Consider the following 21,303-nt stretch of genomic DNA (forward strand, 5'->3'; position numbering starts at 1 on the left):
AGTCGGATCGCCGCACCGCAGCTCCTACAAGGGAGCGTGCCCACGTTTTTTTGGTTCTTCCCGGGATTGCGTGAAGAACCTGAAGTTTTACGTCTGGGAAATGCGTAGCTTTGCTACCCGTTACTCGTGTACACGATCAAGCGCTCGCCGCACCTGATTCAACAGGTGATCGACATCCTCGGCAGTGGTGGCGAACGAGGTGACAAAGCGAACGATGTTGGGTCCCCAGCGATCATGGTAGAAGCCGAACCCGGCCTTGAGCAGTGCTTCGATGATTGCCGAGTCCAGACGACAGAACAGGATGTTCGCCTCAGTGCCACCGAGCATTTCAACGCCGCTCAGGCCGGCAAGTCCCTGCGCCAGGCGCTGGGCCGCAGCGTTGGCCTGGCGTGCATTGCGCAGCCAGAGGTCGTCGGTCAGGTACGCGTCGATTTGCGCCGAAAGGAAACGCATCTTGGAAAAGAGATGGCCTGCGCGCTTGCGCCGGTAATTCATTTCGGCTGCGAGCGAGGTGTTGAACAGGACGATGGCTTCCGCCGCCAGTGCACCATTCTTCGTGGCTCCAAACGACAGGGCATCCACGCCTGCCTTCCACGTCATCTCGGCCGGGGAGCAACCAAGCGACACCAGGGCGTTGGCAAATCGCGAGCCATCCATATGCATTCCAAGGGAAGATGACTTGCAGACGTCACCGATGGCTGCGATTTCGTCCAGGGTGTAGATGCTGCCGACTTCGGTGGCCTGAGTGATGCTGACGCAGGCGGGCTGGGTCGTGTGTACATCGCCGACTTTTTCGCGAGTCCGCTCGCGCAGTCGGACGATGTCCAGCTTGGCCGCCGGGCCGTCGACGGTCATCAGCTTCGCACCGTTGGAAAAGAACTCCGGCGCGCCGCATTCATCGTTGTTGATATGACTGGCCGGGTGGCAATAGATGTTGCCCCAGGGCGGCGTCATGGTGCTCAGGCACAAGCCGTTGGCGGCGGTGCCGGTGGGCACCAGAAAGACCTCCACGTCACGCTCGAAGATCTCGCAGAACTTGCGCTGGACCTGCGCCGTCAACGCGTCTGTTCCATAGGGGCTCGCCTGGCCCGTGCTGTGTTTCACGATGGCTTGTGCCACCTCCGGCGATGCGCCAGCGATGTTGTCACTTGAAAACCCCAGCGCGGGCGGTCTGTTTGTCTCACCGTTCATCATCCAGTTCTCGGCTGCGCAGGCGAAGGTGTTTCGCCCGTATTGGCGCATCCTATGGAGAGGGAAGGTTGTCGCGCTTGTAAAAAATTGACGGCCGCCTGATGGCCGACGCCCTATGTCCTGTAGCGCGAGGGTGCGACGCCGAATGCCTGTCGAAAGGCGCGGTTGAAATGGCTTTGATCGTAAAAGCCGACAGCGTGGGCGACCTCGATGATCGGTTGCCCGCTGCGCGATAGCAGGCCACAAGCCCGTTCAAGACGCAGGCGAAGCAGCCATGCGTGCGGCGTCATGCCAATGGTCCGCTTGAACTGTTTAAGGAACGGGAACCGGCCCAACCCGCACAGGCCAGCGAGATCATCGAGGGTGATTCGCTGATCGATGTGGCTGAAACAATAGTCCCTGACGCGAGACCATTGCAGGGGAGATAGTGTGCCCGTAATCGTTTCGGGCCTGGTCGCCCGTGACTGGCTCAACAGGTGTTCAAGGAGGGTGATCCATTGCGTCTGTACCGCCAGGCTACCTGGCCCAACGGCCTGCTGCATCGCGTCATGCAACCCGCGCAGGTTACCGGCAAGCCCTGCGTCTTCCAGCAACACACCGGTCAATTCAAGTTCTCTCGGTTGACCGCTGATCTCCTCGGTCAGACTCGCGACCAGCGCCTGGGACAGACGGAATGTCTTGAGCGTATAAGCGTCGCCGCCCTCGGGCACACCATCGTGGATTTCACCCGGCGGCATCAGGGCAATCCTTCCCGGACCTAAAAGATACGACTCGCCTTTGGATCGATGACGCTGGATGCCTTCGGTGACCAAACCAACGTGGAAATCGAGGTGGTAATGGCGATCGAAACCGGTGTCCACAAAGCGAGCGGACCCCAGCACCAAGCCTGGTACGTCGGATACGTGATGGTACTTGGCATGCTCAGTCATGAAACCCGTTAACAATCGGCGAGGAGGGCGGGGACTACGAAGTCTAGGGCCACCAGCGGAATAGATCCATGGGCATCGACTGCCGCTCGCTACGGGTGCACCTCTGGTGCGTCCGAGGCATTCAACTTCTCGATCACCAGGTCGATGAAGGCCGATACCGCAAGCGGCAACTGTCGTCGGCTTGGATACAGCACGTTCAGGCCATAGCCTTTGGGTTGGTATTGCGCCAGCACCGGGACGAGCACGCCGGCCTGAACATCGAGCCTGGCCATCACCGGTGGCAGTAGCGCGATGCCGAGGCCGGCCACGGCGGCCCTGCGCAATGCCTGTGCGGTATTGCCACTGAAGCGCCCACTGACCTGCACTTCCTCTTCACCCTGCGGGCCGATCAAGCGCCATGTGGCGTGGCCGCCGGGTTGCGCCGAGATCACACAATCGTGGTTTACCAGGTCCTGCAGCGTGCGGGGTGAGCCGTGCGCGGCAATGTAGGCGGGGCTTGCGACCATTCCGACGCTGCGCGGGTCAAGGATCTGACGCCCGACAAAACCGGAATCGCGCAAGGCGCCGCCGCGAAACGCGACATCGATCTGCTCTGCGATCAAGTCGGCCTTCGCATCGCTGAGTATGAAGTCGAGCCTCACGCGTGGATACGCGGCGAGAAACCCGGTCACCCAGTCCATCTGGAAGAAGTCGAAGAAGTCGGCTGGAGCCGCCACACGCACCAGGCCATTGGGCTCGTTACTACCCGTTATCAACTCCTGTCCGGCTTCGAGCAAGCCGTCGACAGCACCTGCACAACGCTCATGGAAGTCCTGGCCTGTACTGGTGAGTGTGAGCTTGCGAGTGGAGCGTTGCAGCAGCCGAGTGCCGAGGTGTGCTTCGAGCTGCTGGATGCGGCGACTCACGGTATTGGGCGGCATGCCCAGGCGTCGTGCCGCCTCGGCAAAGCTGCCGCAGCGGACTACCTGCACAAACATCGCGATGTCATTGAGGTCGAGCATGGCCGGTCATTCCTGGTATTGGTGGACGAGTGCAAGCCAATTGTATCGACTAATCAAGCAATCGGTCCCGCTCTATTGTTTGAGGTATCGGGCCGCGAGGCTTCCCACTTCGAGTGATCATGATGAACCTTCAGCAACCACCTCACTTCGCAATGGACCCTGGCTCTGCACGCGAAACCGGAACTCACCGCGCAATCAGCTATCGCACCACAGGCAGCGGGCATGGCGCTATTGTCCGGCTGATGAGTCCTTCGGATCTGGGCCATTTGATCAAGCCGTTCGTTTTCCTGGATCTGTTTGAAGGTGAGAGCTCATTCATCAACGGCATGCCAATTCACCCGCACTCAGGAATCGCCACCGTCACCGTCATCACCGAAGGTAATTTGCGCTTCGAGGATGCGGATTCGGGCAAGGGGATGATCGACTACGGCGGTGTCGAATGGATGCGTGCCGGAGGCGGGGTCTGGCACGGCAAGGAAATGTCGGTGGGCACATCGAAACGGATTCAGGGTTTTCAACTGTGGGTTGCACTACCGCCTGAGTTGGAAAACGCCAGTGTCGACAGTCAATACCTGGAGTCAGGTGTGATGCCTGAAGTCGGGCCGGCGCGGTTGATTCTCGGCACGTACCAGGGTGTCCAGAGCCCGGTCCGTGCCCCCGCCGGAATGAATTATCTGCTGGTCACGCTACGTGCCGGGGAATCCTGGACTTATGTTCCACCTGGCGAACATGAGTCGTTGTGGTTGAGTGTCAGCCGCGGCGCTTTGTCTGCACCAGGCCTGGTCAACGCAGGAGAGATGGCCATCTTCGAACCTGGCAACGGCGCCGTGACGCTCAAGGCGCTGCAAAAAGATACGGTCTTCGTGATCGGTTCAGCCGTACCTCATCCCTATGATCTGGCGCTGGGAAATTACTCGGTGCACACCAACCCGCAAGCCTTGCGTGCGGGAGAGGTGAAAATTGCCGAGATTGGCGTTCGGTTGCGTGAGTACCTGAAAAAGCCCGACGCGTCAGCCAGCGTACCGGTATTCAAGTAACCATGACCCATGGCGGCGCGCCATTCGAGTCAGGATTGCGCGCAGTCATGGATCATGGGGCGGCTGTGCAACGTCCAGTCGCCGCCCCTAACTTTGCGGCACCACCCGCGCTTCGTTACCGGCACCCTCGACATAAACGTTCATGCCATTTTTCAGCCCCGGGTTGATCGGCTGGGTCACCTGAACCAGTACGCCGCTGTGGGTGCGAACGATGATCTGCTGTGCGTCCACGGGCTGATCATATTTTTTCTTTTCGGCGTAGTTGCCGCCCGCCGCGCCAGCCAGGGCACCGGCGACCATCGCCACATCCCGGCCGGTACCGTGGCCGATCAGGCTTCCCAGGGCCAGACCGCCAATACCCCCCATTATGGCACCGACACCGCTATCGTGATTGGTCTGCATCTGGGTCTGTGTAATCTGCTCGATTTTCCCCGAACGAATCTCCATCTCGCCAGCGCCTCCACTCCCGGCGCCAACCGCGGCACAGCCGCCAAGCACAAGACCAAAAAGCGTAATCGTCAGCCAGGAAGCGATAGTTTTCATCGTCAAACTCCATTTTCAGAGGAAGTGGATCATGCAAACGCATCCATTCAAGTTAGACGAAAATGCCTGATTCGCTCGGTTGTTTGGTTGTGCAAAGCGCTTGCCACGAAGGGGCAGTGGTGCAAGCGCCTGGACCGCTCGATCCAATATAGCTTGAATGTAGTCGCATATTCCATAAAGGAAGTACAAACTATTTTTATAGTGCGTTTTAATCTATTCAGTATTTTGAATCGATTGGAGCTCTTGTCTGTGAACACTAAGGCGCTTTTACCTTTTGGCTTGGCATTACTGGCTACCTGCTCGACGGCTTTCGCGGGCCCCATACTGGATCGCGTAACCAGGAGCGGGGAGCTGACCGGCGTTCTGATGGAAAGCTATCCGCCATTCTCCTTTCTCAATGAACAGAACCAACTGGACGGGTTTGACGTCGATGTCGCCAAGGCTGTTGCGCAACGGCTTGGGGTGAAGCTGAAGCTGCAAACACCGTCCTGGGATGTCATCGCTGCCGGACACTGGAACGGACGATATGACATCTGCGTCTGCTCGATGACCCCGAGCAAGGCACGGGCCGAAGTGTTCGACTTCCCGGTGGAGTATTACCAGTCACCGGCCGTGATCGTGGTGAATGCCAAAGACCAGAACATTGTCACGGGCAAGGATCTGTCCGGTAAAAAAGTCGGTGTGATCAGTGCGTCGACCTACGAAGCCTATTTGAACAAGGATCTGGTGATTGAGGGCGCCGAGGACAAGCCGTTGAGCTATCCATTCGAAAGCGTCCAGGTCGCGCCATACGACAACGAAACCGTGGCCTTCCAGGATCTGGCCTTGGGCACGGGCGTGCGCCTGGATGCCATGGTCACCAACCTCATCACGGCTCGCGAACGCATCGCCCAGGATCCTCGCTTCAAAATTGCCGGCGATACGCTGTATGCAGAGCCCAACGTGGTAGCAATCGAAAAGGGCGATCCGCAATGGAATGCCAAAGTCACTGAGGTCGTCACCCAGCTCAAGGCCGATGGCACATTAAGCAAGATTTCACAGAAGTGGATCGGTGCCGATATCAGCCAATGACAGCCCTCAATCCACACCCGGCCAAGGCGACTGTCGCCCCCAAAACCGAGGCGCGTCGTTTCAGCCAGCTAGTTGGTTTTCGCACTCGCCTGTATTTGACCTGGGCAGTGCTGTTCGGCCTGTGCGTCATGTTTTTCATGGGCTTCGATCTGAAGTTCTCGATCATTGTGCAGAAGTTGCCCAACCTGGTCGGCCTGCATTTGGGGCCTGACGGTTTCTTGCAGGGCGCCGCGCTGACGCTGTTCTTGTGCTTCTGCTCGATCTGGCTTTCGTTGCTCCTTGGTTTCGTGACGGCGCTGGCGCGCCTGTCTCGCAGTGCAGTGGCTTTCGGCATTGCCAGTTTCTATGCGTCTTTTTTTCGCGGTACTCCACTGCTGATCCAGATCCTGCTGATCTACCTGGGTCTGCCGCAGTTGGGGGTGGTTCCTGGCGCCATCAGCGCGGGGATCATTGCGCTCTCGCTCAATTATGGTGCCTACCTCAGCGAGATTTTTCGTGCCGGCATCATGGCTGTAGCACCCGGGCAGCGCGAAGCGGCGATGGCTCTGGGTCTGGGGCCGGCGGCAACGTTCCTGCACATCGTCCTGCCGCAAGCCATGCGCACGATCATTCCACCGACAACCAGTCAGTTCATTTCAATGCTCAAGGACTCATCGTTGATATCGGTGATGGGCGTCTGGGAAGTGATGTTCCTGGCGCAGTCGTACGGTCGATCCTCTTACCGCTACATCGAAATGCTCACCACCGCAGCCGTTATCTATTGGCTCCTGTCCATTGGCCTGGAGTTGATACAGAACCGTCTTGAACGCCACTACGGCAAAGGTTTCAAGCATCAGCGCTGACCCATCCGCTTAATGACTTTTACAGGTACTACGATGTCCGATCCAAAACCTCTGTTGTTTGCGTTATACGAGCAAGCCAGTGTTGGCTGTGGCGGCGCGCCAAGCCTCTGGACGCACCCGGCAGACGAACGACTGACCATCAACTCGCTGGGCTACTGGTCGAACCTGGCACGCATCGCCGACCAGGCTCATCTCGACATGCTGTTTTTTGGTGATGTGCTGGGTTTCTACGATGTGTTTGGCGGTAATGCCGACGCGGCGATGAAGTGGGCGGTGGAAGCACCGGCCAACGATCCGTTGATGATCATTCCGGCATTGGCTGCGGTGACGGAAAACCTCGCCTTCGGCGTCACTGTCACCACCAGTTATGAACATCCTTTCACCCACGCCCGGCGCTTCAGCACGCTGGATCACCTGACCAATGGCCGGGTCGGCTGGAACATCGTCACCTCCTACCTGACCAGTGCCGCTCGCAACTTCGGCCTGGAGCAGATGATCAAGCACGATGATCGCTATGAACGCGCAGATGAATTTCTCGATGTGGTTTACAAGCTCTGGGAAGGCAGCTGGGCAAACGATGCCGTGGTGGCCGACAAGTCTCGTCGGGTCTTTGCCAAGGGCGATCGCGTGCGACCGATCAATCATGTTGGCGAGCATTACCGGGTGGCCGGGCCCCATTTGACGTCCCCGTCACCGCAACGCACACCGTTGCTGATCCAGGCCGGTTGGTCAGGCCGTGGTCGCGAGTTTGCGGCCAAGCACGCCGAACTGATTTTCATCGCCAAGTCCAACCCGCTGGAGATTCGCCAGGGACTGGAAGATATATGGACGCAGGCCAGGGCACGGGGGCGTCACGCTGAAGATGTTAAATCACTGACGGTCCTGCGCATCGTCACGGCCAGGACCGAGATCGAAGCCCAACGCAAATATGACGAACTGCAAAGCAACTATCACTTGCAGGCGCAACTGGTGAGTTATGCCGGTGATACCGGTATCGACATCAGCCGTTACGCGGACAGCGATGCGTTATCGACTCACACCGAAGGCATGACCTCCTATGTGATGCGTCCCGATGGCAGTGGCAAGCCCTTGACCGCCGGCGATGTCAAACAGCGCTTTGCCAACGTCACCCGTGGCAGTGATCTGATTCTGGTGGGAACGCCGCAACAAGTGGCCGATCGGATCGAAGAGCACGCCCGTATTTCCGGCACCAGCGGCTACATGCTCAACCCGCTGATCAGCCCGGGCAGCCTTGAGGACTTCGTTGAACTGGTCATTCCTGAACTGCAAAAACGTGGCTTGTATCGTACTGAACCCCAGAGTGGTACTTTCCGTTCGCGGTTACGGGACGATGGCGCTAACCATTTACCGGATTCTGCTTATGGAGCCTCATTCCGCTTTGATAAAGGTTTTTAGGCTGGCGGAGGGGTATCCCGTTGTATGTCTTGAAAAAGGTTCTTCACGTAATCCCGGGAAACTGTAGGAGCCAGCTTGCTGGCGATGGAATCGAGAGCGCCGCGTTTAGCCGGTAAATACGCGTTATCGTTAACGACCATCGCGAGCAATCGAGCGTCGACCGGCTGCTCCTACAGAGGACCACATTCGCTTAACTGAACAGCATTACTCTCCAATGATCCTGATCAAAAGTATTTGAGCCATCCGATATCGCGACGGCGTGCCTTCAATGCCGCGAACCAACGCACGGGTAAATACAGGGATAAAGCCAGGAGCACCGCCGTCAGCCACACCGCCCAAATGCTGTCGAAACCGAAAAAAGTACCCTGGTTCAATCCGAATAACGCCACGCTGACCAGATACAGCGCCTTGAGTACGTAAAGGTGGAGCAAGTAGAAGAACATCGGCGCCGCGCCAAAGACTGCCAATGCATTGACCCACTTGCGTTGTTGAGCCCGTTCCAGGGCACGAAGCAGTAACAGGCCCATGCCCAAGGTCAGCGAAAGGAACAACAGGGAAGGTGGGTATTTTGTAATGTTGAAGAAGCTCATGAGGGTTTGCGTGATGCCTTCATGGGCGACCCAATGCACCTCGCCATAACCATTGACTGCTCGCAGTGCGACAAATCCGATCAATGTCCCGGCCCCTGCCAGCAGCAGATTACGTTGACGCTGCGCGGCCAAAACCTGGCCAGCAAACCAAGGGCCGATACTGTATCCAAGGGCGATCACACCGATCCACGCAAGCACAGGGTAAGAGGTGCGCAGACGCAAGCTGTCGGAGAATTCGATCCAGCCGCGATCATGCAGAATCGCCCAAGGTATATGCATTGGCGAGCCTGTCGCGAAGTGAACATTATCCAGCAGGTTGTGCCCGGCCACGATCACCAGGCCCAGGCAGCACAGAATGGGCCTGGGTAACCAGACCAGTCCGGCCAGGGCAATCATGCAGATGCCAATGGCCCAGATCACTTGCAAGTAAATCGCCGTAGGCGGGAACTGAAATGTCCAGGCGAAATTCACCAGGGTGAATTCCAGCAGTACCAGCAATAGACCGCGCTTGAATAAAAAGGCTGACACATCGCCCTTGCCCTGGTGCTTTTGGCCATACAGGCAAGCGGAAAGTCCGGTGAGCAGTATGAAAACCGGCGCACACAAATGGGCAAGTGTGCGGCTGAAAAATAGCGCCGGCTCAGTGGACTCAATGTCCATCGGGTCTGCTACCTGACGGTGCAAAAAGAACGTTTCGCGCACGTGATCCAGCAGCATAAGGAGGATTACCAATCCCCTCAGGGCATCAATGGACAGCAGGCGTTGGTTCAAGGGTGTGATAGGTGGGATGTGAGTAGAGGTTGTCATCGAATGTCGCAAGCAGGGAATGGATGGCACTGCCAGTGGCGACTGACAGTGCACGCTTGCATTAGTTATAACATAACAAATCAACCAAAGGCGACCGCCTGATTGCGTTGATAGCTGTCTACCTAGACGCCTTCAACTCAAGGAATGCGTCCCGCAATCGAGCGTCGCCTGAGTTCGGCCTGAACTCCTTGAACTGTTTAATGGAGCATCAGCCTGGGAACTGATCCCCAAACATAGGATACCCGCCGGCAGAACCTTCGCGCGTCGCCTCGTCCTGAATCACATCCCAGTGTTCGACCATCACGCCGTCCTCGAGGCGCAGGATATCGACCACGACCCAGTTCGCCGGCTGGCCGATGCCAGTGAAGCGACCGTGCAACATGACGAAGTCGCCTTCAGCGACTGCCAGCTGGCATTCGTAACGCAAATCGGGCGCTCCTGCGGCGACCAGTTCGAACAGACCCTCGCGACCCGGGGGCACATGGGCACTGTGCTGGATATAGGAGGGCGACCAGTAGCGTTCGGCCGCAGCCAGATCCTTGCGATTGAACAGGGTTGCGAAGCCTTCGAGGACGATGGCCTTGTTCTCGGCGGGGGTGAGTGAAGTCATGGTCGGTTTCCTGCTAACAAAGTAAAGGGGAGGGCGGCTGTAGGGCCGCCCAATATCGCCTTGTGGACTCAGCCGAAAGCCGGTCCGTTGGCAATCATGTCGTTGAACCCGTTGACCCAGGCATGCTCGTTCGGACCAGGATTGGCGCGCATGGCTTCAGCGGGCGCGACCAGGATTTCGTTCACGCCGCTCTCGAATTGCGCCATGGCGCCGGCAATGAACTGGTCGAGGGGAATGGCGCGCTCCTCCTCGCTGCTGTCGAGCAACTCGGTGCGTACCCACGGCGGTGCGATCTCGACCAGTTGGACGCCGTGTTCGCGCAGCAGGTAGCGCTGCGACAAGGTGTAGGAGTGCAACGCTGCCTTGGTCGCCGAGTAGACCGCCGTCACGGCCATGGGTACGAAGCCGAGTACCGAGGAGACGTTGACGATGACGGCATCCGGCCTGGTCTTCAGATGCTCGACCAGCGCCGAGGTCATGCGGATCGGACCCAGCAGGTTGGTGGTGACGGTCGACAGGGCAAGCTCATCGTCCACCGGACCTTCTGCATGATCGAGCAGCATGATGCCGGCATTGTTGATCAGCACGTTGAGCTCAGGGTAATGGGCGATGAGGTGTTGCGCTGCGGCCTGGATGCTGGCCGTGTCGTTGATGTCGAGCTCGATGGCTGCCATGCCGGGGTTGGCATCGAGCGTCTGCTGCAGTCGCTCCTTGCGCCGTCCCGAGATGATCACTTGATTGCCCAGCCTGTGGAAGGCTTCCGCCAGGCCTTGGCCGATGCCGGAGCCGCCGCCAGTGATGAAGATCGTGTTGCCAGTCATGCGCATGAGGGATTTCCTTGAACGAAAAAGTCAGGGCGTCCGCCACGCTGCCAGGTCGATCAGCTCGACTGCTGCGTCGCGGGGTATGGCGCTAAATTGGCAGCTTCGGCGGGATCGGAGTAGACGCTGTGGCCGGCTATCTTCTATGCGCCGGATGCATAAGCACCGCCGGCATCGTCAAGCAGGCTGGCGACAAGATGTTCGATCAGGGCGCGGCCGGCTCTGCGGGTTCGAGAGCCGTGGGGGAAGTAGGCATGCACAGGTACGGATTCGGTCTCCCAATCGGTGAGCAGCGCGACGAGCTCACCGCTTTCAAGCTCCCGCCGGCACGCCCAGGCCGTTGTCGATGTAATCCCTAAGCCAGCCGTTGCCGCTGCGACAGCGCCTTCGTTTTCGTCGGTCGAGAAGTGCGCCTCGAGCTGAATCGTCCTGGTCTCGCCATCGCGTTTGAACATCCACCCGCTCGGCACCGTTGAGGCTGGACCGGCGATAATTCGATGTGATTGCAGGTCCTCCGGCGTAGTCGGCTCCCCAGCGGCGCGCAAGTAGGACGGTGAGGCGAGAATGTATCTGGAGATCGTCATGATCTGACGGCTTGTTGCACTGGAATCCACCAGCCGTCCCAGCCTTATCGCAACATCGATATTTTCGCGCACCAGATCCTGCCAATGATCGGCAAGCAGCACCTGGATATGCAGGTTGGGGTGTATCGCTGCGAACGGCGCGAGGCGTGGAATGATTTCCCGTACGCCGATGCTCGTTGGCATGCTCATCCGCACGCCCCCACGCAGCTCTGCGCCCCCGCGAACGCTCTGCTCTGCCTCTTCCACAGCGACGAGGATGGGTTCCATGCGCGAGAGAAAGTCCGCCCCGGCCTCGGTCGGTACGACGGCACGTGTCGATCTCGCCAGCAGCAGGGTGCCGAGATCGGCTTCGAGCTCGGCCACGATCCTGGAGACCTGGGATTGAGAAAGACCCACTTCGCGTGCCGCAGCCGAAAAGCTGCCCAGTCGCGCCACCCTTGTGAAAAGCCTATAGGAGAAAAGGTCTTTCATGCGTTGGCACCTTCCTTCAGCCGGTACGCACCTTGACCCCGTTGGCAGAGGCGACCGTGAAACGCGGCAGTTTGGGTGAGTGTTTTTTTGAAGGAGAGGCAACTGGGGCACGATGACCCCAGCTACCAGTGGTGCAAATGATCACGCAACTTCGGTATGGAAAGGATAGTCCGTGTAACCCACTTGCGTGCCACCGAAGAACGACTCGCGGTCGTACGGGTTCAGCGGCCAGCCGTTGCGCAGGCGCTCTGGCAAGTCAGGGTTGGCGATGAAGTGGCGGCCGAACGCGACCAGGTCTGCATCGCCGGCCTCAAGGATTGCGTTGGCCGATTCACCGGAGAAACCGCCTGCCGCGATCAGGGTGCCCTTGTAGTGCTGGCGGATGAGTTGCGACGCCACCGGGTTCTGGTCCCGGCGCTCGTCTTCGGCGACACCCAGGATGCGCGGCTCGATCAGGTGTAGATAGGCGAGGTCCAGCTTGTTCAGCTCGCGTGCGACATAGGTGAACAGGCCAATGGGGTCGCTGTCGGACATATCGCCGAAATTGCCGCTCGGCCCCAGACGCACCGCCACCCGATTGCTGCCCCAGACGGAGATCACCGCCTCTACCGCTTCCAGCAGGAACCGGCTGCGGTTCTCGAACGAGCCACCGTAGATGTCCGTACGTTTGTTGCTGCCGTCCTGGAGGAATTGATCGAACAGGTAGCCATTGGCCGAGTGCAACTCCACGCCGTCGAATCCGGCTGCGATACCGCGTTCGGCTGCGGCACGGAAGCTTTCCACCAGCCCGCGGATTTCCGCGATGGTCAGTTCGCGCGGCGGGCTGCCGGGGGTCCAGCCAGTCTCGGTGAAGGCGAGGCCGCCGTGGTCCACGACGGAAGGGGCCACCGGTTGGGCGCCGCCTGGCTGCAGGAGGCTATTGGACTGACGCCCCGCATGATAGAGCTGCAGAAAGATTTTGCCGCCCTTGGCATGAACCGCATCGGTCACGAGCTTCCAGCCAGCGATCTGGCTGTCGTCATACAGACCGGGAGCACCGAGGTAGCCGTTACCATTGGCAGCGGCGATAGTGGCTTCGCCGATCAGCAGGCCACCGGCGGTGGTACGCTGGGCGTAGTACTCGGCCATCAACTGGCCAGGAATGGCACCCGGCTCGGCACGCATACGGGTAAGTGGCGCCAGAACGACGCGATGGGAAATCTGGTGTGGACCTATTTGGATGCTGGTATGCAGTTTGGACATGACAACGATACCTATCAGTGGTGGGATGGGCGCAATGTAGGCGTAAAATTCGCGGAGAAAAATATCCCGCGATGCCGAACATTTCGGATGTTTTTTCCGTAATCCCGCCTTGTTGGCGGGGGGCTACCGGAGCAGGCAGGAAAAGTGATGGAAAGTCTGAATGGCATCTCGATGTTCGTGCAGGTTGCCGAAACGCGCAGCTTTACCGAGTCCGCCCGCCAGCTGGGGGTGTCATCCTCGACCGTGGGTAAAACCATTGCCCGCATGGAGGAGCGCTTGCATGTAAGGCTGTTTCATCGCAGCACACGCAGCATCACGCTGACGGCCGAGGGGACCCTGTTCCTTGAGCGCTGCCGCCGCATCCTCAGCGAGGTCACCGCTGCCGAGTCCGAGCTGTCAGGCCTGGCGGGCAGTCCACGGGGGCGACTTCGGGTGGGCACTCCGCTATTGGGCGACCTGATGATGCCGGCCTTTGACGGGTTCATGGAGCGGTATCCGGAAGTCGAACTGGATATCGATTTTTGCGACCGCATGGTCGATGTGATCGAGGAGGGGTTCGACGCGGTGATTCGCACCGGCGAGCAAACCGACTCTCGCTTGACTGCGCGCCGCCTGGGTTCCTGCGCACATGTGCTGGTGGCGTCGCCGACGTATCTCAAGCGACATGGTGTACCCACTTATCCGCGTGAACTGGAACGCCATTCATGCCTGCAGCACAAATTTCCCGCAACCGGAAAGCTGGAACGTTGGCCGTTGCGGCTCGAAGCTTCCGAGGCTGAACTGGTGCTGCCCGCCACGATGACGTCGAACACGATCGAGCCTCTTGCCTACGCCGCAATCCAGGGCAGGGGCATTGCCTTTCTGCCGACTTTCCTGGTGCGCGAAGCGCTGGAAAGCGGCCAGCTGGTCACCGTGCTGGACGACTGCATTGACCGCCAGGTCGTCTTCTGGATGCTGTGGCCAGCCAGCCGTTATGCCTCGCCCAAGTTGCGCGTGTTCATTGACTACATGAGTGCGCATTTGCGCATCTGATCGCTTACGCCTGCAGCGTCAGGCGCACGCCGTCGCGGTTGGAGATTTCGATGGCATCGATCAATTCGTGCATGCGCACGGCATCCGCCATGGTAGGTGCAACCTGGGTACCGTCGCGCACATCCCTGGCGTAGGCAGCATACAAATTGGCCAGTTCCTGCTGGCTGCCGCCCAGGTCATTCTCCGGCAGCCAGTTGTAGCTCGGTGGCACCGTGAGCGTATGCATGGGTTGCGAGTCGCCTTGGGCCGCTTCGATGGTATTGAACGGGTCGCCAAAACTGGTGGTGTTCCAGATCTTGAGATCGCCCCGGGTGCCGGTCAGGTCCAACTGCATGCCATGGTTATTGCGTTTCCCGGCTTCGATATGGACCGTCAGCACAGCCCCGTCGGCGAAGGTGCCGTTGACCAGAACCTGGTCCGCCGTTGTGTGTTTCAGCACTTCACCCGTCTCGATCAGCGTCACTTCCGGGAACTGGTTGACAGTCAGCGCGCTGATGCTCTGCGGATGGCCCAGCATGCTGAACACCGCATCGAAATAGTGACCGCCATAGATGGAAAGCAGGCTGGAAAAGTTCTCCGGCGGGATGGTGAAGTGCAGGGCGGCCAGGCGTTCACGCTGGAAATATTCGACGCTGACATGCAACCGTACCGAACGCAGTTCCCCGATATAGCCGTCCTTTAACAGATCGCGTACGTAGCGATAGTCCGGGTTCAGTCGACGCTGCAATCCGACGATATGCCGAACGCCAGCCTTCTCGGCAAGCGCCATCAGTTCCTGCGACACGGCCTTGCTGGGCGTCAGCGGCCATTCGCAGTACACATCTTTGCCGGCGGCGATGGCTGCCCGTACGGTGGCCTCGTGCTGGGGTGCCGTGTTGAGCACGAGCACCAGATCCACTTCCGGATGGTTGACCAGCGCCTCCACGGAATCGAGTGCAAAGCGGATGCCGTGGCGCAGTGCCAACCCGGCGGCTTTTTCCGGGCTGCGACTGTGGACTGCCGTCAGCTCATAGTCGGGAAGCAACTGGAGGGCAGGCAAGTGGCCGTACTCGGCCCAATGACCGACGCCAATGAGACCCACGCGAATTTTTGATGACAGGGTCATGGAAGCTCCTGAGCCTGGTTTGAAGGGAAAGGTTGCGGTGCCGGGCGGGACAAGAAGCCCGGTCACCCAGTGTAGGAAGAGATGGAGGCGGGAAAAATGCGCTAGAGATCCGAACACTTCGGACGCTGGTGTCCGCAATACTGCGCATCAGGGCTACAGAGACGTTTGGCCCAAGCCTTCTGTAATCGATGAATCAACTCGTGATTTACCTTCGAGCCCTTGAGCCTGATATCGCTTAGTGCCTTTCGAGCAAGTGCTCCAGGAACAATCCCGCCGCGACCGACAACGCCTCTCGCGACCTCACGCACACGCTGAGTTCCCGGGAGGCCCACGGCTCATCCAGACTGATCGCCTGCGCACCGTCCATTTTGTAAATCGCCGCGCTCCCCTCGGGCATGATGCCAATGCCCAGGCCGGCCTGAACCATCAGGCATAGCGCGTCGTAGCTGGAGACTTCCATGCGGATTTTCAGCGAACGCCCCAGGTCGTTGGCCGCCTTGATCAACTGAAAGTTGAGATGAGTGCCACTGCGCAAGGCGATGTATTCGTGATCCAGGGTTTCGCTGAATTTGACGGAACGGCGTGTCGCCAGCGGATGCCCAAGGGGAACCAGTAACACCAGTCGATCGGTACGAAACGGGAAAACCTCGATATCGGCTCCGTGCGGAAGACGGGTGAAGATGCCAATGTCGGTGCGATTTTCGGACACCGCCTTGGTGATGGCCAGGCTTTGCCTTTCTTCGAGGCTGATGTTGATCAGTGGGTACAGCTCCATGAACGACTTGATCAGGCCCGGGAGGAATTGGGTGATGGCGGAAATATTGGCCAGGACATGCACCGAGCCACGGCGGCCGTGGGAGTAGTCACGCATCTGCACGACGATTTCATTGAGGTTGTTCAAGGCGCTGCGCGCCATGAACATTAGCGACAGACCGGCATCGGTCGGGGTGATGCCTTTGTTGGTGCGGTTGAGCAGTTTCGAATCGAGCAGTTCTTCAAGCTCGCTCAGCCGTTTGCTGACCGCCGCCGCGGCGATGTGTTCGCGTTTGGCGGCGGCAGCAATGGTGCCTTCTTCAACGACACTGACAAAGAGTCGCAACGAGACCGGATCGAGTTTCATGGGAAGTACCGGTTTGGCCTGAATGGCCAGCATAGTACTTCCTCCGGCATTGGCTCAGAACGCCCCGGACAACAGGTGGCCGGCGTTGGGCACTTGCGCCTTGAGGCCAAGGGTTTTCAACATTTGGTAAACGGTGGCGATCGATGCCGACAGCACCGGTTTGTCGAGACGATCCTGGACAAGCTGGATCGCGGGTAGCGACGGCATTTGCACGCAGCAGGACAACACCACGCCATCGGCCTGGCCTATGTTCAGCTTGTCGGCGTGAGCCAGCAGATTCATCGGGTCCAGACGCCCGACCTCGAGGTTGTCGGAAACCTCCAGGCTGATGGAGTCGACCACTTCGATTCCGGCCGCTTCGATGTAGTCGATGACCTGCCGGGTCAGCGGCTTCATGTACGGCGTGATGATCGAGACTTTCTTGTAGTCGAGCATGTGCAGGCTATCGATCAGCGCACCGGCGGAGCTGAGTACCGGAGCGGTCGATTGATTGGAGGCCACGGTTTTACTCAGGCGATCCTGCGAGACCTGGTGATAGCCCGCGCCTTGGCACATGATCGCCACCAGGCAGGCATAGGCCATGACATCCACTCGCGCATCGCTCAGTTCCAGCGCGCAACGGTCGCTGTCGATGTCCATCTTTTTCAGCTCTTCGGGGCTGACGTGCATCATGCGCATGCGTGAGGAGTGAAAGGTAAAATGCTCTTCGGGAAACAGTTCGTAGCGCGAAGTCAGCATGGCCGGGATTTCGGTTTCCATCGTCGTGTTGGAGCTGGGGACGATTTGGCCGATGCGAAAATTTTTCATGGATTTTTCCTTTGAACGGTCGGCTCAGTTGCCGCTGGTGAGTTGAACGCCTTTGGTTTCCTGCAGCGTGAACACCATGACAGCGGCGATGACGTAGGAAACGGAGGCAAGGGAAATGGTGGCGGTGAAGCCGATGAGCGGGATCAGCACCGGGACCAGCTTGATGCCGGCGATGGCGCCGACCCGGCCAAAGTTGAAACAGAAACCCGACGCGGTCGAACGGATGCTGGTCGGGAACAACTCCGAGTACCAGGCGCCGAACCCGCTGAAATAACCGGTGAAGAAGCCCAGCAGTGCGGCCAGCGAACCGAGGGCGATGACGTTCTGGGTGGTGAACAGCAGCTTGCCGTCGGTCAATGGCATCAAGGTCGCCGAGTAGGCAAACACCGGCACCATGATTGCCATGCCGCCAAAAAACACCGCGAACGACAAGCGACGACCGATGCTTTCGGCCAGGTAGCCGTAGGCCAGGTAACCAATGGTGGCGCCGATGCCGATCCAGATGACAAACACCGGAGCCTGATCGATGCGCACGTTCAGAATGCTCTGCAGGTAAGCCGGCATGAAGGTGGTGATGATCCAGTAGCCGTACATGCCCAGTACCGAAATGCTCAGGCCCAGCAAGGTCACTTTCAGATACTGCGGACGGAAGATTTCCATCAGCCGCCCCTTGTCGGCGTTACGGCGCATGAACTCGCGGTTGGCCAGCCACACCGGCGATTCCTTGACGAACAACCAGATGAACACCAGGGTGAAATACGCCGGGATCGAGGCATAGATGAACAGGCTTCTCCAGGATTCAGGATTCCCGCCATCGAGGAAACTCCAGGCGAAAATCGCTGCCAGCAGACCACCACCCGACCAGCCGGTCTGCATCACCGCAAAGGCCTTGGCGCGCCCGGCCGCAGGCCAGATCTCCGACACCAGTGCCGCCGCGGCGGACCACAAGCCACCCACGGCGATGCCCACGCAGAAGCGGAACACGTTGAGCTGCCACAGGCTGTCGGCAAAAGCACAGAGCAAGGTGCCGGTGCCATAGACGAACACCGACAGCATCATGGTTTTCTTGCGGCCGATCTTGTCGGAAATGTTGCCGAGGAAGAAACCACCGATACCGGTGGCCAGCAGAAACCAGGCAACCGTGGAGACCACATCGCCCAGGCCGACGGCGAAGGTCTTGGCGACCGCCAGGAGGACAAAGCCAAAGATGGTGGCATCCAGCGCGTCAAACAGCCAGGCGGCCCAGGAGCCCCCCAACGTCACGTAACGCTGGTTGGCGGTCAGTTGACCGACTCCGTCGACGACTGAAGCTTGCGCCGTGGAACTGACGGCTAGGGTTTTCATGGTTCAACCTCACGGGTTTGCGTTTTTATTCTTGGAGCCCGTGTGCCGAAAGGTGATCGGCACCCGAGTGGTCATGTGCGACCGATGTTAGGAGAGGTAAAAGCCGTTCGTATATCAGCCATTCACGAGCCTGCCATCGCGGGTGGCGATGGCAGTGGGGAGGTGCAGGAACACCTGCTTTGCCTTTTGCACCGGCAGTGCTGTTGTGAGCCTCTCGCTACTTCTTCTTTCTGCGCGGCGAAAGCCGTGTTAAAAAATGTTATTGTTAAAAAATACTTCACATAATCTGATCACTGGTAGATGATCTTCATCAGCCGGTATGACAACCTGATAACACGACAAAAACAGGATTGCCTTGATGTTCGATGAGATCCCGACTCACGTCCTGAACGACAGCGCCCCTCATCTAGTTGATCCGCCCGGTGCTGATCCTGTCGGCCGAAACCCTATCTACAACGCGGCCAATGTCTGCGCCTTGCAGGCGTGGAAGCAGTCGCTGCTTTCCTCTGGAGTACCCCATGAATAACAAGAATGTCGGTGTGGTCGGTCTGGGCGCGATGGGGCTGGGCATTGCCCGCTCGTTGTTGCGCAGCGGTTTCAATGTGCATGCCTGTGATGTGCGCACTGCCGTAACAGAGCAGTTCGCCGGGGAGGGCGGTGTGGCTTGCCTGTCACCGTCGCACATGGCCGCTGAGTGTGACGTGATCATTACCGTGGTGGTCAACGCCGAGCAGACCGAGACCGTATTGTTTGGTGAGGGTGGGGCCGTGGCCTCTCTGCGGCCGGGCAGCCTGGTGATCGGCTGCGCCACAGTCGCTCCGACTTACGCCGTGGATCTGGGCCAGCGCCTGGCCGCGCTGGGCTTGCTGTATCTGGACGCACCGATTTCCGGCGGCGCCGCCAAGGCAGCCGCTGGCGAGATGACCATGATGACCTCGGGCCCGGCCGACGCCTATTCCAAGGCAGAGTCGATCCTGGCCGGCATGGCCGGCAAGGTGTATCGCCTGGGTGATGTCCATGGCCTGGGTTCGAAGGTCAAAATCATCAATCAACTGCTGGCCGGGGTACATATTGCCGCCTCTGCCGAAGCCATGGCGCTGGGCCTGCGTGAAGGGGTCGATGCCGATGCGCTGTATGAGGTGATCACCCACAGCGCCGGTAATTCCTGGATGTTCGAAAACCGCGTGCCGCACATTCTCAAGGCGGACTACACGCCGTTGTCCGCGGTGGATATTTTCGTCAAGGACCTGGGCCTGGTGCTGGATACCGCCCGGGCCAGCAAATTCCCGCTGCCGCTGTCGGCCACCGCTCACCAGATGTTCATGCAGGCCTCCAGTGCCGGCTTCGGCCGTGAGGACGACTCGGCGGTGATCAAGATTTTCCCGGGCATCGAATTGCCGACTGCCAAGCCTGAGCCTGTTTGAGGAACACCCCATGACTACCTCCACCGCACGCCCGCTACTGGGCTGCATCGCCGACGATTTCACCGGCGCCACGGACCTGGCCAACATGCTGGTGCGCGGCGGAATGCGCACCGTGCAAAGCATTGGCATCCCGAGCGCGGAAGTGGCTGCCGGGCTTGATGCCGATGCGATCGTCATTGCCCTGAAGTCGCGTACCACGCCGGTCGCCGAAGCAGTCGAGCAGTCCCTCGCTGCGATGGCCTGGCTGCGCGAGCAAGGCTGCGAGCAGATCTTTTTCAAATATTGCTCGACGTTCGACTCCACCGCGGCCGGCAATATCGGCCAGGTCAGCGAAGCACTGCTGGCCGCACTGGGTAGCGACTTTACCCTGGCGTGCCCGGCATTCCCGGAGAATGGCCGGACGATCTTTCGCGGCCATCTGTTTGTGCAGGATCAACTGCTCAGCGAGTCGGGCATGCAAAATCACCCGTTGACGCCAATGACCGATGCCAACCTGGTTCGCGTGCTGCAATCGCAGACCCGCCTGAATGTCGGCCTGTTGCGCTACGACACGATTGCCCGTGGCGCAGAGCAGGTGCGGGCGCGCATCGCAGAGCTGAGGGCTCAAGGTGTCGGCATGGCCATCGCTGATGCCTTGTCGGACAGCGATCTGTATACCCTGAGTAGCGCCTGCGCCGATCTGCCGTTGTTGACGGGTGGTTCGGGGTTGGCCCTGGGGTTGCCGGAAAACTTCCGTCGCGCCGGCAAACTGCGCGACCTCGACGCCTCGAAACTTCCGGCGGTGTCAGGCGGGGAAGTGGTGTTGGCCGGCAGCGCTTCGATCGCCACCAATGGACAAGTGGCCGCCTGGCTCGAAGCCGGCCGGCCAGCGTTGCGGATTGATCCGTTGGCCTTGGCGGCGGGGGAACCGGTGGTGGCGCAAGCCTTGGCCTTCGCCCGTGATAACGAGCAAACCGTATTGATCTATGCCACCAGTTCACCGGAAGAGGTCAAATCGGTGCAACAGCAACTGGGCGTCGAACAAGCCGGCAGTCTGGTGGAAAACGCCTTTGGCGAAATTGCCCAGGGTCTGCGCCAAAGCGGCGTGCGCCGCTTCGTGATCGCCGGCGGAGAAACCTCGGGTGCTGTGGTCCAGGCGTTGGGTGTGCAGTTGCTGCAAATCGGCGCGCAGATTGATCCGGGTGTACCGGCGACCGTCAGCAGTACTGAGGAACCTTTGGCGCTGGCACTCAAATCGGGCAACTTCGGTGGCCGGGATTTCTTCAGTAAAGCCTTGAACCAACTCGCCCAGGCCGGGGGTGCACAATGAGCTGCGC

Annotated in this window: 21 protein-coding genes; 8 read left to right on the forward strand and 13 right to left on the reverse strand. The window is 59.3% G+C overall.

Features of this window, described 5'->3' with window-relative positions; genetic code table 11:
• Positions 1 to 120: 120 nt before the first annotated feature.
• The 3 genes from AC1DXW_RS16930 to AC1DXW_RS16940 form a co-directional block, all read right to left on the reverse strand.
• A complete protein-coding gene (locus AC1DXW_RS16930; RefSeq protein ID WP_477754332.1) occupies positions 121 to 1,242 on the reverse strand; it encodes a threonine aldolase family protein in 1,122 nt (373 codons plus the stop codon).
• 62 nt (positions 1,243 to 1,304) lie between these two features.
• Positions 1,305 to 2,120, reverse strand: a complete 816-nt coding sequence (locus tag AC1DXW_RS16935; RefSeq protein WP_477754333.1) for an AraC family transcriptional regulator — start codon at positions 2,118 to 2,120, stop codon at positions 1,305 to 1,307.
• 89 nt (positions 2,121 to 2,209) lie between these two features.
• The gene (locus AC1DXW_RS16940; RefSeq protein WP_477754334.1) at positions 2,210 to 3,121 is read right to left on the reverse strand and encodes a LysR family transcriptional regulator; all 912 of its coding nucleotides are present in this window, start codon (positions 3,119 to 3,121) and stop codon (positions 2,210 to 2,212) included.
• 119 nt (positions 3,122 to 3,240) lie between these two features.
• Here AC1DXW_RS16940 and AC1DXW_RS16945 point away from each other — a divergent pair, with 119 nt between their 5' ends.
• Entirely contained in the window at positions 3,241 to 4,158 is a 918-nt protein-coding gene (locus AC1DXW_RS16945; RefSeq protein WP_477754352.1) for a pirin family protein, read from the forward strand.
• An 87-nt stretch (positions 4,159 to 4,245) separates the two neighbouring features.
• On the opposite strand, the gene AC1DXW_RS16950 is transcribed toward AC1DXW_RS16945, so the two are convergent.
• Positions 4,246 to 4,701 (reverse strand): glycine zipper 2TM domain-containing protein, encoded by a 456-nt coding sequence (locus AC1DXW_RS16950; protein WP_223460554.1) that lies wholly within the window; start codon positions 4,699 to 4,701, stop codon positions 4,246 to 4,248.
• A 249-nt stretch (positions 4,702 to 4,950) separates the two neighbouring features.
• On the opposite strand from AC1DXW_RS16950, the gene AC1DXW_RS16955 reads away from it, so the two are divergent.
• From AC1DXW_RS16955 to AC1DXW_RS16965, 3 genes are read left to right on the forward strand one after another with little or no spacing between them, the layout of a single operon-like run.
• Entirely contained in the window at positions 4,951 to 5,772 is an 822-nt protein-coding gene (locus AC1DXW_RS16955) for an ABC transporter substrate-binding protein (RefSeq protein WP_477754335.1), read from the forward strand.
• Complete coding sequence (locus AC1DXW_RS16960) at positions 5,769 to 6,614, forward strand: amino acid ABC transporter permease (protein WP_477754336.1); 846 nt, start codon at positions 5,769 to 5,771, stop codon at positions 6,612 to 6,614. The genes AC1DXW_RS16955 and AC1DXW_RS16960 overlap by 4 nt, the downstream gene beginning before the upstream one ends.
• A 33-nt stretch (positions 6,615 to 6,647) precedes the next feature.
• Positions 6,648 to 8,030, forward strand: a complete 1,383-nt coding sequence (locus AC1DXW_RS16965; RefSeq protein WP_477754337.1) for an LLM class flavin-dependent oxidoreductase — start codon at positions 6,648 to 6,650, stop codon at positions 8,028 to 8,030.
• Between the two features lie 224 nt (positions 8,031 to 8,254).
• Here the strand turns inward: AC1DXW_RS16965 and AC1DXW_RS16970 are convergent, their stop codons facing one another.
• From AC1DXW_RS16970 to AC1DXW_RS16990, 5 genes are all read right to left on the reverse strand, one after another.
• The gene (locus AC1DXW_RS16970; RefSeq protein ID WP_477754353.1) at positions 8,255 to 9,427 is read right to left on the reverse strand and encodes an acetyltransferase domain-containing protein; all 1,173 of its coding nucleotides are present in this window, start codon (positions 9,425 to 9,427) and stop codon (positions 8,255 to 8,257) included.
• 208 nt (positions 9,428 to 9,635) lie between these two features.
• Complete coding sequence (locus AC1DXW_RS16975) at positions 9,636 to 10,037, reverse strand: nuclear transport factor 2 family protein (RefSeq protein WP_477754338.1); 402 nt, start codon at positions 10,035 to 10,037, stop codon at positions 9,636 to 9,638.
• Positions 10,038 to 10,105: 68 nt separating this feature from the next.
• Positions 10,106 to 10,864 (reverse strand): SDR family oxidoreductase, encoded by a 759-nt coding sequence (locus AC1DXW_RS16980; protein ID WP_477754339.1) that lies wholly within the window; start codon positions 10,862 to 10,864, stop codon positions 10,106 to 10,108.
• A 137-nt stretch (positions 10,865 to 11,001) separates the two neighbouring features.
• Positions 11,002 to 11,913 (reverse strand): LysR family transcriptional regulator, encoded by a 912-nt coding sequence (locus AC1DXW_RS16985; protein ID WP_477754340.1) that lies wholly within the window; start codon positions 11,911 to 11,913, stop codon positions 11,002 to 11,004.
• 141 nt (positions 11,914 to 12,054) lie between these two features.
• Positions 12,055 to 13,155: an alkene reductase gene (locus AC1DXW_RS16990; protein WP_477754341.1), complete on the reverse strand. Its 1,101-nt coding sequence runs from the start codon at positions 13,153 to 13,155 to the stop codon at positions 12,055 to 12,057.
• A 147-nt stretch (positions 13,156 to 13,302) separates the two neighbouring features.
• On the opposite strand from AC1DXW_RS16990, the gene AC1DXW_RS16995 reads away from it, so the two are divergent.
• The gene (locus AC1DXW_RS16995; RefSeq protein WP_477754342.1) at positions 13,303 to 14,187 is read left to right on the forward strand and encodes a LysR family transcriptional regulator; all 885 of its coding nucleotides are present in this window, start codon (positions 13,303 to 13,305) and stop codon (positions 14,185 to 14,187) included.
• Positions 14,188 to 14,191: 4 nt separating this feature from the next.
• On the opposite strand, the gene AC1DXW_RS17000 is transcribed toward AC1DXW_RS16995, so the two are convergent.
• The 4 genes from AC1DXW_RS17000 to AC1DXW_RS17015 form a co-directional block, all read right to left on the reverse strand.
• Positions 14,192 to 15,292 (reverse strand): Gfo/Idh/MocA family protein, encoded by a 1,101-nt coding sequence (locus tag AC1DXW_RS17000; RefSeq protein ID WP_477754343.1) that lies wholly within the window; start codon positions 15,290 to 15,292, stop codon positions 14,192 to 14,194.
• Between the two features lie 235 nt (positions 15,293 to 15,527).
• Positions 15,528 to 16,445, reverse strand: a complete 918-nt coding sequence (locus AC1DXW_RS17005) for a LysR family transcriptional regulator (RefSeq protein ID WP_477754344.1) — start codon at positions 16,443 to 16,445, stop codon at positions 15,528 to 15,530.
• Positions 16,446 to 16,466: 21 nt separating this feature from the next.
• The gene (locus tag AC1DXW_RS17010; RefSeq protein ID WP_477754345.1) at positions 16,467 to 17,219 is read right to left on the reverse strand and encodes a maleate cis-trans isomerase family protein; all 753 of its coding nucleotides are present in this window, start codon (positions 17,217 to 17,219) and stop codon (positions 16,467 to 16,469) included.
• Positions 17,220 to 17,243: 24 nt separating this feature from the next.
• Complete coding sequence (locus AC1DXW_RS17015) at positions 17,244 to 18,563, reverse strand: MFS transporter (protein ID WP_477754346.1); 1,320 nt, start codon at positions 18,561 to 18,563, stop codon at positions 17,244 to 17,246.
• Between the two features lie 358 nt (positions 18,564 to 18,921).
• Here AC1DXW_RS17015 and AC1DXW_RS17020 point away from each other — a divergent pair, with 358 nt between their 5' ends.
• The 3 genes from AC1DXW_RS17020 to otnK are packed head-to-tail and all read left to right on the forward strand — an operon-like array spanning position 18,922 to position 21,296.
• Positions 18,922 to 19,089 (forward strand): hypothetical protein, encoded by a 168-nt coding sequence (locus AC1DXW_RS17020; protein WP_477754347.1) that lies wholly within the window; start codon positions 18,922 to 18,924, stop codon positions 19,087 to 19,089.
• A complete protein-coding gene (gene ltnD, locus AC1DXW_RS17025) occupies positions 19,082 to 19,987 on the forward strand; it encodes an L-threonate dehydrogenase (RefSeq protein ID WP_477754348.1) in 906 nt (301 codons plus the stop codon). Before AC1DXW_RS17020 ends, ltnD begins: the two co-directional genes overlap by 8 nt.
• A gap of 10 nt (positions 19,988 to 19,997) precedes the next feature.
• Positions 19,998 to 21,296 carry a 3-oxo-tetronate kinase gene (gene otnK, locus AC1DXW_RS17030; RefSeq protein WP_477754349.1) on the forward strand — a complete coding sequence of 433 codons (1,299 nt, stop codon included), beginning with the start codon at positions 19,998 to 20,000 and terminating at the stop codon, positions 21,294 to 21,296.
• The last annotated feature ends 7 nt before the right edge of the window (positions 21,297 to 21,303 follow it).

It is taken from the genome of Pseudomonas sp. P4_C4, assembly GCF_056402055.1.

Coding starts and splice junctions, on each gene's coding strand:
- AC1DXW_RS16930 (WP_477754332.1), bottom strand. CDS start 1,242: ATGCGCCAATACGGGCGAAACACCTTCGCCTGCGCAGCCGAGAACTGG.
- AC1DXW_RS16935 (WP_477754333.1), bottom strand. CDS start 2,120: ATGACTGAGCATGCCAAGTACCATCACGTATCCGACGTACCAGGCTTG.
- AC1DXW_RS16940 (WP_477754334.1), bottom strand. CDS start 3,121: ATGCTCGACCTCAATGACATCGCGATGTTTGTGCAGGTAGTCCGCTGC.
- AC1DXW_RS16945 (WP_477754352.1), top strand. CDS start 3,241: ATGATGAACCTTCAGCAACCACCTCACTTCGCAATGGACCCTGGCTCT.
- AC1DXW_RS16950 (WP_223460554.1), bottom strand. CDS start 4,701: ATGAAAACTATCGCTTCCTGGCTGACGATTACGCTTTTTGGTCTTGTG.
- AC1DXW_RS16960 (WP_477754336.1), top strand. CDS start 5,769: ATGACAGCCCTCAATCCACACCCGGCCAAGGCGACTGTCGCCCCCAAA.
- AC1DXW_RS16965 (WP_477754337.1), top strand. CDS start 6,648: ATGTCCGATCCAAAACCTCTGTTGTTTGCGTTATACGAGCAAGCCAGT.
- AC1DXW_RS16970 (WP_477754353.1), bottom strand. CDS start 9,427: ATGACAACCTCTACTCACATCCCACCTATCACACCCTTGAACCAACGC.
- AC1DXW_RS16975 (WP_477754338.1), bottom strand. CDS start 10,037: ATGACTTCACTCACCCCCGCCGAGAACAAGGCCATCGTCCTCGAAGGC.
- AC1DXW_RS16980 (WP_477754339.1), bottom strand. CDS start 10,864: ATGCGCATGACTGGCAACACGATCTTCATCACTGGCGGCGGCTCCGGC.
- AC1DXW_RS16985 (WP_477754340.1), bottom strand. CDS start 11,913: ATGAAAGACCTTTTCTCCTATAGGCTTTTCACAAGGGTGGCGCGACTG.
- AC1DXW_RS16990 (WP_477754341.1), bottom strand. CDS start 13,155: ATGTCCAAACTGCATACCAGCATCCAAATAGGTCCACACCAGATTTCC.
- AC1DXW_RS16995 (WP_477754342.1), top strand. CDS start 13,303: ATGGAAAGTCTGAATGGCATCTCGATGTTCGTGCAGGTTGCCGAAACG.
- AC1DXW_RS17000 (WP_477754343.1), bottom strand. CDS start 15,292: ATGACCCTGTCATCAAAAATTCGCGTGGGTCTCATTGGCGTCGGTCAT.
- AC1DXW_RS17005 (WP_477754344.1), bottom strand. CDS start 16,445: ATGCTGGCCATTCAGGCCAAACCGGTACTTCCCATGAAACTCGATCCG.
- AC1DXW_RS17010 (WP_477754345.1), bottom strand. CDS start 17,219: ATGAAAAATTTTCGCATCGGCCAAATCGTCCCCAGCTCCAACACGACG.
- AC1DXW_RS17015 (WP_477754346.1), bottom strand. CDS start 18,563: ATGAAAACCCTAGCCGTCAGTTCCACGGCGCAAGCTTCAGTCGTCGAC.
- AC1DXW_RS17020 (WP_477754347.1), top strand. CDS start 18,922: ATGTTCGATGAGATCCCGACTCACGTCCTGAACGACAGCGCCCCTCAT.
- ltnD (WP_477754348.1), top strand. CDS start 19,082: ATGAATAACAAGAATGTCGGTGTGGTCGGTCTGGGCGCGATGGGGCTG.
- otnK (WP_477754349.1), top strand. CDS start 19,998: ATGACTACCTCCACCGCACGCCCGCTACTGGGCTGCATCGCCGACGAT.